12 protein-coding genes are annotated in these 12,857 nt (G+C 64.9%); all 12 read left to right on the top strand.

All coding sequences use genetic code 11. From position 1 onward, the window contains the following. The first annotated feature begins 156 nt into the window (after positions 1-156). A complete protein-coding gene (locus tag RT131_RS00590; RefSeq protein ID WP_313169357.1) occupies positions 157-669 on the top strand; it encodes a spore coat U domain-containing protein in 513 nt (170 codons plus the stop codon). Between the two features lie 11 nt (positions 670-680). Beyond that, positions 681-1,472, top strand: a complete 792-nt coding sequence (locus RT131_RS00585) for a fimbria/pilus periplasmic chaperone (protein WP_313169355.1) — start codon at positions 681-683, stop codon at positions 1,470-1,472. Between the two features lie 55 nt (positions 1,473-1,527). Continuing rightward, on the top strand, positions 1,528-3,819 hold the full coding sequence (locus RT131_RS00580; RefSeq protein WP_313169353.1) for a fimbria/pilus outer membrane usher protein: 2,292 nt from the start codon (positions 1,528-1,530) through the stop codon (positions 3,817-3,819). Next, on the top strand, positions 3,807-4,814 hold the full coding sequence (locus RT131_RS00575; RefSeq protein WP_313169351.1) for a spore coat U domain-containing protein: 1,008 nt from the start codon (positions 3,807-3,809) through the stop codon (positions 4,812-4,814). Before RT131_RS00580 ends, RT131_RS00575 begins: the two co-directional genes overlap by 13 nt. Positions 4,815-5,100: 286 nt before the next feature. Next, positions 5,101-5,907: a 30S ribosomal protein S2 gene (gene rpsB / locus RT131_RS00570; RefSeq protein WP_313169349.1), complete on the top strand. Its 807-nt coding sequence runs from the start codon at positions 5,101-5,103 to the stop codon at positions 5,905-5,907. A gap of 131 nt (positions 5,908-6,038) precedes the next feature. Continuing rightward, a complete protein-coding gene (gene tsf, locus RT131_RS00565; protein ID WP_313169348.1) occupies positions 6,039-6,917 on the top strand; it encodes a translation elongation factor Ts in 879 nt (292 codons plus the stop codon). A 160-nt stretch (positions 6,918-7,077) separates the two neighbouring features. After that, on the top strand, positions 7,078-8,583 hold the full coding sequence (locus tag RT131_RS00560) for a GGDEF domain-containing protein (RefSeq protein ID WP_313169346.1): 1,506 nt from the start codon (positions 7,078-7,080) through the stop codon (positions 8,581-8,583). A 110-nt stretch (positions 8,584-8,693) separates the two neighbouring features. Further along, a complete protein-coding gene (gene pyrH / locus RT131_RS00555) occupies positions 8,694-9,422 on the top strand; it encodes a UMP kinase (protein WP_313169345.1) in 729 nt (242 codons plus the stop codon). 75 nt (positions 9,423-9,497) lie between these two features. Further along, positions 9,498-10,055 carry a ribosome recycling factor gene (gene frr / locus RT131_RS00550; RefSeq protein WP_313169344.1) on the top strand — a complete coding sequence of 186 codons (558 nt, stop codon included), beginning with the start codon at positions 9,498-9,500 and terminating at the stop codon, positions 10,053-10,055. Positions 10,056-10,058: 3 nt separating this feature from the next. Continuing rightward, positions 10,059-10,832, top strand: coding sequence for a polyprenyl diphosphate synthase (gene uppS, locus RT131_RS00545; RefSeq protein ID WP_313169342.1), 774 nt, complete (start codon positions 10,059-10,061; stop codon positions 10,830-10,832). Continuing rightward, a complete protein-coding gene (locus RT131_RS00540; RefSeq protein WP_313169340.1) occupies positions 10,829-11,650 on the top strand; it encodes a phosphatidate cytidylyltransferase in 822 nt (273 codons plus the stop codon). Before uppS ends, RT131_RS00540 begins: the two co-directional genes overlap by 4 nt. A gap of 2 nt (positions 11,651-11,652) precedes the next feature. Next, complete coding sequence (locus tag RT131_RS00535; protein WP_313169338.1) at positions 11,653-12,846, top strand: 1-deoxy-D-xylulose-5-phosphate reductoisomerase; 1,194 nt, start codon at positions 11,653-11,655, stop codon at positions 12,844-12,846. The last annotated feature ends 11 nt before the right edge of the window (positions 12,847-12,857 follow it).

Genomic DNA, 12,857 nt, shown 5'->3' with positions numbered 1-12,857 from the left:
CCGAAGGTTTTGACTGAAACCAGCAATATCGCCTGTTCAGCTCGATCAATCACTTTAAACCCGCGTCATTCCCATAACAGCGTGTTTAGCTTTGCCCGCCAGCCGATGCCATGCCTCACCACCTCACGCATTGGCTCAACAAACGGGAGTATCGACATGCACGCGCACAACCTCCTCGTCGCTTCACTCAGTCTCGCCGTTGTTGCCGTCACCGGCCTTGCAGCGGCGGCCACCGAGACTGCGCAATTCCAGGTCCGCATCGTCATCACCGAGTCCTGTGACATCCAGGCCGCAGCTGCCAGTGACCTCGACTTCGGTACCCTGGCCCGCGCCACCGGCGCCCCGGCCGACACCCAGGGCAGCCTGGAAGTGACCTGCAGCAGCGGCACGCCCTACACCATCGGCATGAACCCCGGCGCCAACGCCACCAGCACCACCGCAGCGGCCGACAACCGGCGCATGAGCGATGGCAACAACAACTTCATCGCCTATGGCCTGTATCGCGATGCCGGCCGCCAGGATTTCTGGGGCGAGGTCGTCGGAACCGACACCTTGGCCGGCGTCGGCACGGCCAGCGTACAGAGCATCCCCGTCTATGGCCGCGTGCCCTCCACCGATGCCCCGGCCGGCAGCTACAGCGACACCGTCGTCGCCACGGTCACCTATTGAGCACGCCAGCGATGTGCGCCTCCTGCGATCGCCGGCCGGGAAACAAGGCCAACCATGGCCACAGGCTGCTGCTGGCCACACTGCTTGCCTGTGCATTCGGCTGCCCCGCCGGCAACCTGCAGGTTGCGCCGATCGTATTGGAATTCACTGAAAAACAGCAGGCGAACGCACTATGGCTGCAGAACAATGCAGACCACCCGATAAACGCACAGATCCGGGTCCAGCAATGGTCTCAAACCACGGCAAGCGACCAACTGGAACCCTCGCAGGCGCTGCGCGCCAGCCCGGCCATCATCCAGATCCCGCCCGGCCAGCGGCAGCTCGTCCGCATCGTACGACCGATGCCCATGGCGACGGCGCCCGTCCAGCACGAGCAGGCCTACCGGGTATGGGTGGATGAGTTGCCGCAGATCGACGGACCGCAGCCTGCAGGCCTGCAGTTCCTGCTGCGCTATTCGATACCGGTGTTTGTGTTGCCCGACGGCGCGCAACCACGCGAACAGATCGTCAAAGCGCCAGTGGACACAAGCGCCTTGCAGGCCAGCTGGCAGGTATTGGCAGACGCGCTGATCCTGGACGTGCGCAACACTGGCAACCAGCGCGTACGCCTGAGTGAGCTCGGCTGGGTCGCGGACAAGGGAACCATCACCCCTTTGCAACGCGGCCTGCTCGGCTACGTGCTGGCCGGCCAGCGCATGCAGTGGAAACTGCCATTGGCCACGCGACTCCCTGTAACAGGCCACCTGCAGGCCAGGCTGAACGATGCCCCCGTCGCGCAGATTCTGCCCTCTGCTACTCACTAATGCGGCCCTGCTTGCCGCAGGTATTTCACCGTCAACGCCGGCGTACCCACTCAGTTTGTCCGAAGCAGGCGGCGATGCCACGTTCCAAGCCCAGGAGCTGCATCTGGAAGTCCATATCAACCAGGACCCCGCTGCCTTGTTGGCCCGTTTCAGCCTGCGTGGGCAAACCCTGTCCGCCAGTGCCCAGACCTTGCGCGAACTTGGCCTCAGGCTCCCCGCTGGAATTGGCGCCAAGTCCCCCGAGATCGCGCTGGAGCAGCTGAGCGGCGTGCGCGTTGACTATGACGCCCGCAACCAACGCCTGGACCTGGAGGTGCCGGTGCAGATGCTGGACCGGCCAACCACCTATCTGCGCGCAGGCCCTGAGCGCAGTGCCGCGGCGGTGAGCGATACCAGCCCCGGCCTGCTGTTGAACTACGACCTGCATGCCCAACAACTGCAGGGCGACCGCGATATCGATGGTTTCCTGGAGCTGCGCCTGTTCGGACTGGGGTCCGGCACCTGGAGCAGCAGTCAGAACACCCGCCTGGCCAGCGACCGCACCGGTCAGCATGCCACCAGCACCCGCTTCGACAGCCGCTGGCAGCTGGATCTTCCGGATCGGATGCTGAGCCTGAGCCTGGGTGACCAGCTCAGCGGAGCGCTCAGCTGGTCGCGCAGCGCGCGCTTCGCCGGGCTGCATATCGCACGCGATTTCAGCCTGCAACCCTACCGGGTCACCACCCCCTTATCGTCGTTCGCAGGCGAGGCGGTGCTGCCTTCCACCGTCGACCTGTACATCAATGGCGTGCGCCAGGCCAGCCAGCGCGTGGCGCCCGGACGTTTTCAACTCGATGCAATGCCCGCACTCAATGGCATTGGGCAGGCGCAGTTGCGGGTGACCGACATCAACGGACACAGCAGCGCGCTGGAATTTCCGCTCTACGGAGCGCCCGAGCTGCTGCAGCCAGGCTTGTCGGATTGGTCACTGGATATCGGCGTTCTGCGCCGCGACTACGGCATACGTTCCTTCGCCTATGACCATCGGCCGCTGGCCAGCGCCAGCCTGCGTCATGGCCTGGGTGAGCGGCTGACCCTGGAAGCCCATGCCGAGGTTGCGCAGGACCTGCAGTTGGGCGGCCTCGGCGCAGTCGCCCTGCTGGGGCACCGCGGCGGCATGCTCAACGCCTCGTTCAGCGGCAGCCAAGCGGCCGGACTTCATGGCAGCCAGCGCAGCCTCGGCTACCAATGGAACGCACCCGGCTTCAGCGTTTCGGCCAGCACCCAGCGCCGCAGCCAGCATTTTGTTGATGCACCGGCATATTTGCGCCAGGCAACACTGCCGCTGCGCACGGATCGGTTCTTTGTCGGCTTCGGCAATGTGCACAGCGGTCAATTGAGCCTCAACTACATCAGCCAGCACTATCCCGGCAATCCAGACACCCGCCTGGCCGGTGGCGGATGGTCACGGAGCCTGCCGGGGCAGGCCTGGATCAGCTTGCAGTTCAATCACGATCTGGGCGAGCGCGGCATGGACAATGTCTATCTGTACATTTCCGCGCCGCTTGACCGCCACACCCAGCTCAGCAGCGCGCTACGCCATGCTGATGACGGCAATGGGATGACGCTGGAAGCCAACCACAGCCCAGCAGTGGACAACGACGGTTGGGGCTGGCGTGCGCAGACCAGCACTGGCACCGGTGCGCAATCCAGCGCCCATCTGGAAATCAACCATCTCGACGAACAAGGCCGCTGGAGCCTCGGCCTTGACCACGTCAGTGACATCGGCACCCTGGCCTATGCGAACAGCACCGGCAGCCTGGCCTGGTTCGGCAGCGGACTGCACAGGCTGCGTCGCGCCGACGATGCCTTTGTCCTGGTTTCAACCAGTGGCGTGCCCGGCGTACCCATCCGCCTACAGAACCAACGCGTCGGCAGCACCGATGCACGCGGCGAACTGCTGGTAGCGCCATTGCACGCCTGGCAACGCAACCTGCTCAGCATCGACCCGCTTGCGCTGCCCGCAGACATGCAGATCGACGCCATCGAGCAACAGGTAGTGCCGGCCGCGCGCAGCGGCGTGCGCGCGACATTTCGCCTGCAGCCCGGCAAGCCATTGAGCGTACATATCCTTGGGCTGGACAAACGCTGGCTCCCCGCCGGTACCCAGGCCGAGATCGAAAGCCAGGGCCGCATCGTCACCCGCACGGTGATCGGCCATGACGGCCAGTTGTACCTGGACAACGCACCGGCCGAAGCACGCCTGCGGGTCCGCCAGGACGGCCGCGAATGCCGGCTTGCCCTGCCCGACCCGGGCAAGCCGCCCGCCACCCCACTCGCCCTGGAGCCTGCGCAATGCCAACCCTGAGATCCGGCCTTCGGCAAGGTATAAGCATCCTGAGCAAGCTGCTGCTTGCGCTGCTGCTCTGGTCGTCCCTGCCAGCGAGTGCACAGCAGTCCTGCCGCGTGCTCAACTCAACGCCACTGGACTTCGGCACGGTCTCCAACACCGGCGACAGCACTGCCTCGGCCACGCTGACCGTCAGCTGCCAAGGCCTGCCCGGAGTGCCGGTGCAGGTAACGGTATGCGCCTTCATCGACGAGGGCATCCCGCCCGGCGTTGCCCCGCGCCGCCTGGACAACGGCGTCAACGCATTGATGAACTACGACCTCTATGCCAATGCCGCACGCAACCAACTTATCGGCTCGCTTACCAGCGGCCACCCCATCCTCTACAGCATCCTGTCCATCCCCCTGACCGGCACGACGCAGATCAACCTCACCGCCTACGGCCGTATCCCGCCAGGACAGAACCTGCCAGCGGCCTATCTCTATGAAGGCTTCCCCGGCCCGGGACTGCTGCGCTATTCCTTTGCTGCCCCATTTGGAGGCGCGCCTTCCCCGGAAAACTGCCGTGACGGGGTAGCCCCCGTATTTGGCAGCGCCGGCCAGAGCAGTTTCAACTTTGGCCCGGTCCAGGCCCGCGCCACCGCCAACTGCGTACTCAACCTGGCCAGCGACCTCGATTTCGGCACGGTTACCCGGCTGGACACCAGCCGCGGGGCCAGCTCGACGATCCAGTTGCGCTGCGCCACCGATACCGACTGGTCGGTCACCCTCAGCAATGGGCTGAATGCGCTCAACGGGCAGCGGCGGATGGCTTCCAACGGCAATTACCTGCCCTATGGGCTGTACCGGGACCCCGCGCTGCTGATCCCCTGGGGCGACACCCTGCCCACTGCCGCGGCCGATACCGGCGATAATGAGGACATCTCGCTGACGGTCTACGGCCAGGTGCTGGCCCAGCCGGACGCGGCAGCCGGGCCCTACAGCGACACCATCACCGTCACCCTGACCTACTGACCGGATCGCCCGCATTTGCGGCCAGTCCAGCCTGTCGCTATACTTGACGGGCTTTGCTTGGGCTTGGCCCCGTCAAAGCACGCTGACACCGGGCGTCACCGGTGAATCCTCACCTGTCGCCCCCATCCGTGCCGGGGTGCCCTGTCAAACAGGGTTCGGCCACGGAGGCAACAGGGAAGCCCAACCCCGGAACTGTTTGCGCGCTCTGCAGAGAAGCCGCGCATCGCTGCACGACTCCAACAAACCGGTCGCGCGCGGTGTCAGTTCCACCATCAGGAGTTTTGCAATGCCCCAGATCACCATGCGTCAGATGTTGGAAGCCGGTGTCCACTTCGGCCACCAGACCCGTTACTGGAACCCGAAGATGGGCCAGTACATCTTTGGCGCCCGCGGCAAGATCCACATCATCAACCTGGAAAAGACCGTCCCGCTGTTCAACGATGCGATGAACTTCATCTCGTCGGTTGCCCAGAAGCGCGGCACCATCCTGTTCCTGGGCACCAAGCGCAGCGCGCGCGAAGCCATCAAGGAAGAAGCCGAGCGTTGCGGCATGCCGTTCATGAACCAGCGCTGGCTGGGCGGCACCCTGACCAACTTCGCCACCGTGAAGAAGTCGGTTGCTCGCCTGAAGGAACTGGAAGCCGGTGAAACCGACGGCACCTTCGACAAGCTGGTCAAGCACGAAGTGCTGGGCCTGCGCCGTGAGCGCGACAAGCTGGAAGCCTCGCTGGGCGGCATCAAGGAAATGAACCGCCTGCCGGACGCCATCTTCGTCATCGACATCGGCCACGAAGACATCGCCATCAAGGAAGCCAAGAAGCTCGGCATCCCGGTGATCGCCGTGGTTGACACCAACTACAACCCGGAACTGGTCGATTACGCCATCCCGGGCAACGACGACGCCATCCGCGCCGTGCAGCTGTACGCTCGCGCCGCTGCCGACGCCGTGCTGGAAGGCAAGGCTGCCGCTCCGAACGCCGCCAGCGTGCGCGAGGAAGAGTTCGCCGAAGCCGCTGCCGAAGAGGCCAAGCCGGCCCGTCGCGCTCCGGCCAAGAAGGCTGGTGCCAAGAAGGGTGACGAGGCTTCGGCCTGATCCCCCTGGCGGGTGCAGCCACTGCACCCGCTCCCTGCGCGGGCGCCGATGGCGCCGATCGCTGACAGGGCTGCGTAACAACGGCCGGCCATCATGGCCGGCCTACCCCTTTCTATTGATGAGGTAATTCCATGGAAATCACTGCTTCCCTGGTCAAGGAACTGCGCGAGCGCACCGGCGCCGGCATGATGGAGTGCAAGAAGGCTCTGTCCGAGACCAACGGCGACATCGACGCAGCGGCGGAAGCCCTGCGCAAGTCCGGCGCTGCCAAGGCCGACAAGAAGGCCGACCGCGTCACCGCCGAAGGCCGCGTGGGCGTTGCCAGCAATGGCGGCAAGGCCGTGCTGGTTGAAGTGAACTCGGAAACCGACTTCGTTGCCAACGACGTCAACTTCAAGGCGTTCGTCGACGCCGTCGCCGCTGCCGCCCTGGCTTCGGGCGCTGCCGACGTTGAAGCCCTGAAGGCCGTCAAGCTGGCCAGCGGCGAAACCGTTGAAGAAACCCGCGCCACCGCGATCCAGAAGCTGGGTGAAAACATCCAGATCCGTCGCCTGGTCAAGATCGACGGCAACAACACCGTCGGCACCTACGTGCACAGCAACGGCAAGATCGGCGTGCTGGTCGAACTGGCCGGCGGCAACGCCGAACTGGCTTCGGGCCTGGCCATGCACGTGGCCGCGATGAACCCGCCGCACAACAAGGCTGCCGACGTCCCGGCCGACTTCGTTGCAAAGGAAAAGGAAATCGAGCTGGCCAAGATGACCGACAAGGACAAGGCCAAGCCGGCTGACATCCTGGAGAAGATCATCAGCGGCAAGATCAACAAGATCATCAGCGAAGTGACCCTGTACGGCCAGAGCTACGTGCTGGACAACGACAAGACCGTCGAGCAGGCCGTGAAGGCCGCTGGCGGCGACGTCGTCGGCTTCCAGCGCCTGGCTGTCGGCGAAGGCATCGAGAAGGTGGTGGAAGACTACGCCGCCGAAGTTGCCAAGGCGATGCAGGTCTAAGTACCCGCTGCCTGTTGTAGCTGAAAAAGCCGCGGATTTCCGCGGCTTTTTCTTTGCCGCAAGGCGGCTTCGACACCGCACCAGCGGCACCAGACCGCAACAACCCGTCTTTGCTTTAGGCATCCTGTATGCTTGGACCACTGCCGCCTGCTTCTTCGACATGTCTCCCGAGCTCACTGCAGCCCTGTCCCTCTGCCGCAACCTGCCCTCGCCACCGGCCATCGCTGTCCGTTTGATCGAGCTTGCGCAGGACCCGGAAACCGACATCGCCAGCGCCGCTGACGTCATCGCACTGGATATGGGCCTGAGCGCACGCATGATGCGCATCGCCAATTCCCCGCTGTACGCCAGCCGTCGCCGCATCGAGAATCTCGGCCAGGCATTGACCATGCTCGGTCTCAACGCCACCTTGCAACTGGCCCTGGGATTCAGCCTGTCGCGCGCCCTGCGCGACGACCAGAACCATGCAAACCAACTGGATGCGGTATGGCGTCGCAGCATCCTCAGCGCACTGGGCGCACGCTACCTGGGCCTGGCGCGCAATGTGCGCCGCGTGGAAGAGCTGATGCTGGCCGGGTTGTTGCAGGACATCGGCATTCTCGCCCTGCTGCAACTGCGCAGTGACAGCTACCCGGACCTGCTTGCCAGCGCCGACAGCAACGACGAACTGCTGGTCCGCGAACGCACCATCCTCGACTGCAGCCATGCCGACGTCGGCGCCGAACTATGCGAGCAATGGGGCCTGCCGCACTACCTGGTGGAAGCGGTCCGCCACAGCGAGGCCCCGGCCGAGCCAAGCGACCTGTTCGAACGCTGCGTCGCCCTCTCCGGAAGCATCGCCGAGATCTGGCTCAGCCAGGACACCGACCAGGCCCGCGACAATGCATTGCGCCTGGTGCATGCGCAGCTGCAGATGGACAGCAGCCAGTTCGAGCAGGTACTGCAGCAGGTCAGCCAGATGCTGCCCGAGATCAGTGCCTTGTTCGACGTCCCGGTACCTTCCCCGGCCCGCATCACCTACCTGCTGGATCACGCCAGCGAGCTGATGGCATTGCGCAACCTGCGCGAGCTGCAGGATGCCAGCGCCTCGAAGCGACGCGCCGACGACTTCGAGCAACAGGCACGCCGGCTGACCGAGCAAGCCCACCTGGACGCCTTGACCGGGCTATTGAATCGCCGCCAGCTGGAAGTGGTGCTGGCCCAGGAATTCGACCGCGCCGCCCGCGCCGACCGGCCGTTGTCGGTGGCATTCATCGACCTGGATGACTTCAAGAAGATCAATGACCAGCACGGCCACCTGGTCGGCGACCAGGTGCTGCAGGCCTTTGCCAGCCAGTTGCAGGGGCAGCTGCGTGGTAGCGACACCGTGGCCCGCTTTGGCGGCGAGGAATTCGTGGTGCTGTTCCCGGGCACCAACGAGCAGACCGCACTGGAAGTGATACGCCGCGTGCTGGGTGCCATCACCCGGACCCCGATCGTCACCGTCGCCGACATGCCGTTGCACGTGACCTTCTCGGCCGGCGTGGCCACCCATGGCGCCTATGAGCGTTTCACCGACATGCGCGACCTGCTCAAGGCGGCCGACGACGTGCTCTACCGCTCCAAGAACCTGGGCCGCAACCGGGTCATCGCCCGCGCGCCGGATCCCCACCCCACCGCCTGCTGAACCAGATTGCGATTGACCGGCATTTTGTCGTTGCGCTGCAACAATAGATGTCACCTGAAACTGCGGCATCCGTTAGAATCCCCCGCGTTTTCCAGCCATCTGAGGTCACCATGTCCAAGCTCGCCTACCGCCGCATCCTGTTGAAACTTTCCGGGGAGGCGCTGATGGGAGACGAGGACTACGGCATTGACCCCAAGGTAATCAACCGCCTGGCCCATGAAGTCATCGAGGCCCAGAATGCCGGCGTCGAGATCGCGCTGGTGGTCGGCGGCGGCAACATCTTCCGCGGCGCCGGCCTGGCCGCAGGCGGCATGGACCGTGTCACCGGCGACCATATGGGCATGCTGGCCACCGTCATCAACGCCCTCGCCATGCAGGACGCGCTTGAAAAAGCCGGCGGCAAGGCCCGGGTGATGAGCGCGATCAAGATCAACGACGTGTGCGAGGACTACATCCGTCGCCGCGCCATCCGCCATCTGGAAAAGGGCCGCCTGGTGATCTTCGCCGCCGGCACCGGCAACCCCTTCTTCACAACCGATTCGGGTGCCGCACTGCGCGCCATCGAGATCGGCGCCGACCTGCTGCTCAAGGCCACCAAGGTCGACGGCGTCTATGACAAGGACCCGAACAAACATGCGGACGCGGTCCGCTATGACAGCCTGAGCTACGACCAGGTCATCAACCAGGGCCTGGAAGTCATGGACACGGCAGCCTTCGCACTGGCCCGTGACAGCGACCTGCCGCTGCGCGTTTTCGACATGAGCCAGCCCGGCGAACTGCTGAAAATCCTGCACGGCGAGCCCATTGGCACCCTGGTCCACGGCCGCGACGCGCACTAACCCACGCTGCCGGCGCGGTGGGCAGGGGTAATCGCCTATAATCGGCCGGTTCTAGAAACATCCAGGATTCGGCCGATGATCAACGATATCAAGCAAGATGCGCAGGCGCGCATGACCAAGAGCATCGATGCTCTGCGCCATACCCTCACCACCATCCGCACCGGTCGCGCCTCGCCGACCCTGCTGGACGGCATCAAGGTCAAGGCCTACGGCACCGACACCCCCCTGAATCAGGTGGCCAGCATCAGCGTGTCCGAAGGGCGTTCGCTGGTGATCACCCTGTTCGACAAGAACATGATCAAGGAAGTGGAAAAGGCCATTTACGCCTCCGACATCGGCATCACCCCCACCACCATGGGCACCGTGATCCGCCTGAACCTGCCGCCGCTCACCGAGGAGCGCCGCAAGGAACTGGCCAAGTCGGTGAGCAAGGAAGGCGAGGAAACCAAGATCGCCATCCGCAACATCCGTCGTGATGCCAACCAGGAAGTCGCCAAGCTGCTCAAGGACAAGGCGATCACCGAGGATGATGACCGTCGCAGCCAGGACGACATCCAGAAGCTGACCGACAAGGCGATCAAGGACGTCGACGAAGTGGTCAAGCTCAAAGAACAGGAACTGATGGCGGTCTGAGGCGTGTCCTCCGTCCCTCACAGCGACACAGCCGCCCCGTCCGTACCGGGTCACATTGCCATCATCATGGATGGCAATGGGCGTTGGGCGCAGCAACGGCGGCGGCCACGCATGATCGGCCACCGTGCTGGCGCGCGCGCGGTCAATCGCAGCATCGACTTCTGCCTCGAACGGGGCGTCGGCGCACTGACCCTGTTCGCGTTCTCCAGCGAGAACTGGGGCCGTCCGCAGGAAGAAGTCGATTCACTGATGAAGCTGTTCCTCGGCGCACTGGACCGTGAGGTGGATGAACTCCACCGTCGCGGCGTGCGCGTGCGCTTCATCGGCGACCGCAGCCGCTTTGCCGCCAGCATCGTCCAGCGCATGGACAAGGCCGAACAGCGCACCCTGCGCAATACCGCGATGACCCTGAGCATCGCCGCCAGCTACGGCGGGCGCCAGGACATCGCATTGGCCGCCCGCACCCTGGCCGAGCAGGTCGCCGCCGGTACCCTGCGCCCCGAGCAGATCGACGAACAGGCCCTCGGCCAGCACGTCGCGCTGGCTGACATGCCCCCACCGGACCTGTTCATCCGGACCGGTGGCGACACCCGCATCAGCAACTTCCTGCTCTGGCAGCTGGCTTATAGCGAGTTGTGGTTCACTGACGTGCTGTGGCCGGATGTCGATGCGGCCGTCCTTCAACGGGCACTGGATGACTACGCAGGGCGCGAGCGCCGCTTTGGTCTGACCAGCGCCCAGATTGCCGCCAATACGGCAAAGAGCGCACATTCATGACCAAAACCCGTGTGATTGCAGCGCTGATCATGGCCCCCGTGGCGATCTGCGCGATCCTGTTCCTGCCAACCCAATGGCTGGCCGCCGCGGCCGCACTGGTCTTCCTGATCGGCCTGTGGGAATGGCTCAAGCTCACCGGCGTCGACGGGCTTCCGCGCACGGTACTGGTGGTACTGAACCTGCTGCTGATGGTGCTGCTGGTGTGGGCATCGGCCGGCAGCATGGTCCTGTTCCAACTGGCCACGCTGGTGGGTGTCGGTTTCTGGCTGCTGGCCCTGCTGTGGCTGCGCTTCTTCGATTTCGGCGCACACGAGGAAAGCAGCGCGCGCATGCTGAAGCTGGCCGCCAGCACCCTGGCGATCATTCCCGCCTGGGCCGCATTGGTCCTGATCCATGCCAGCGCGCCAAACGGCAACCTCTGGCTGCTGACCGCACTGACCCTGGTCTGGGCAGCCGACTCTGGCGCCTACTTCGCGGGCCGCACCTTCGGCAAGCACAAGCTGGCCCCGCGTATCAGCCCCAACAAGACCATCGAGGGCCTGCTGGGCGGACTGGTCGCCGGCCTGGTCACCGCTGGCGTGTTCGGCTGGTTCGCCGGCGTGCAGATCTCGCAGTTCGGCTCGTTGATGCTGGTCACCACGGTCGCGGTACTGGCCTCGGTGCTCGGCGATCTGTTTGAAAGCCTGCTCAAACGCCATGCCGGCGCCAAGGATTCGGGGCACATCATCCCCGGTCACGGCGGCGTGCTGGACCGCATCGACGGCGTTTTGGCCGCCCTGCCGGTATTTGCGCTGGGCAAGGAAATCTTCGGCTTCTGAGCATGTCCACCTCCTCTCTACGTCAGGTCGCCATTCTTGGCGCCACCGGCTCCATCGGCACCTCGGCGCTGGATGTGATCGCCCGTCATCCACAGCAGATGCGTGCCAGCGTGCTGGCAGCCGGCAGCAATGTGGATGCGTTGATCGCACTGTGCCTTCAGCACCGCCCGGATCATGCCGCGATCGCCGACCCGGCCCTGTTCGCTCGTCTGCGTGATGGCCTGAAAGAAGCCGGCCTGGCAACCGAGCCGCACGCCGGTCATCCGGCCATCGACACACTGGCCGCCAGCGACTGCTGCGACACCGTCGTGGCAGCCATTGTGGGTGCCGCCGGCCTGTCCTCGACGCTTGCCGCTGCCCGCACCGGCAAGCGCCTGCTGCTGGCCAACAAGGAATCACTGGTCCTGGCCGGCGAGCTGCTGACCCGCGAGGCGGCCAACGCCGGCGCCGAGATCATCCCGATCGACAGCGAACACAACGCCATCTTCCAGTGCCTGCGCTCACGTGATGCGCGGCCGGAGGCCGGGGTACGCCGCATCATCCTGACCGCTTCCGGCGGCCCGTTCCGTGGCCGCAGCCGCGCCGAACTGGAAGCAGTGACGGTGGCGCAGGCGGTGGCACACCCGAAGTGGTCGATGGGCCCGAAGATCTCGGTCGATTCGGCGACGTTGATGAACAAAGGCCTGGAAGTCATCGAGGCCCACCACCTGTTCAACGTGCCGGGCTCGCGTATCGACGTGCTGGTCCATCCGCAGAGCCTGGTGCACTCGCTGGTCGAGTTCATCGACGGCTCGACCCTGGCCCAGCTTGGTCTGCCCGACATGCGCACCACCCTGGCGGTCGGCCTCGGCTGGCCGCAGCGGATCGAGTCCGGTGTTGCTGGACTGGACCTGCTGACCCAGGGCCGGTTGGATTTCGAGGCACCGGACACCGACGCCTTCCCCTGCCTGCGCCTGGCCTGGCAGGCGATGGAGGCCGGCGGCAGCGCCCCGGCGATCCTGAACGCCGCCAACGAAGTGGCGGTTTCAGCGTTTCTTCAGGGGCGCATAGGCTTCCTGTCGATCCCGGCACTGGTGGAGCACACCCTGTCTACCCTGCCCTACGTGGCGGCCGATACACTGGACGCCCTGTTGGCGGCTGATGCCCAAGCCCGTCACATCACCGAAACCGCCATCGCCCGCCTGCCGAATGTCTGATCCCACCTTAC

It is taken from the genome of Stenotrophomonas sp. (assembly GCF_032066555.1).
Lineage (GTDB): Bacteria > Pseudomonadota > Gammaproteobacteria > Xanthomonadales > Xanthomonadaceae > Stenotrophomonas.
Note: the sequence above shows the minus strand (reverse complement) of the source record. Positions and strands in the feature narration are given on the sequence as shown.